Below are 588 nucleotides of genomic sequence, written 5' to 3'. Positions count from 1 at the left end.
ATTTGATAACGGATAAAAATCACCACAAGGACGACCATTTGGCTGTAGCAGCGTCTATTCTCCCAAGAGTTCTGGTCATTTATGCTCACCCAGAGCCGCACAACTCCATTGCCAATCAAGTGATGATAAAGCGAGTGCAATCACTTGAGCACGTGACGGTGCACGATCTTTATGGCGCTTATCCTGATTTCTTTATCGATGTGAATCACGAACATGATCTACTGATGAATCATGATGTGATTGTCTTTCATCATCCTCTTTATATGTATTCATGTCCGGCGTTGTTGAAAGAGTGGTTAGACCGAGTACTCGGCAAGGGCTTTGCGTTTGGCGACGGTTCTGCACTGGAAGGCAAATATTGGCGCAGTGTGATCACCACGGGTGGTAAAGAAGAAGCCTTCAGTGCTAGGGGGTATAACAAGTATCCGTTAGAGCAGATTCTGCAACCGTTCGAGTTGACGGCAGCGTTGTGTCAGATGCATTGGATGGAGCCTCTGGTGCTGTATTGGTCGCGCAATGTTTCTGATATTGAACGCTATGAACACGCGGAGCAGTATCGTCGATGGCTGAGTAATCCTCTTGATGAGT

At 46.8% G+C, this 588-nt stretch carries 1 protein-coding gene; it reads left to right on the top strand.

The window, feature by feature from the left end:
* Positions 1-38: 38 nt before the first annotated feature.
* On the top strand, positions 39-588 hold a 550-nt coding region (gene kefG / locus R7P74_RS27955), incomplete at its 3' end, for a glutathione-regulated potassium-efflux system ancillary protein KefG (RefSeq protein ID WP_318123932.1).

The sequence above is a fragment of the Vibrio sp. 2033 genome (assembly GCF_033339735.1).
Note: the sequence above shows the minus strand (reverse complement) of the source record. Positions and strands in the feature narration are given on the sequence as shown.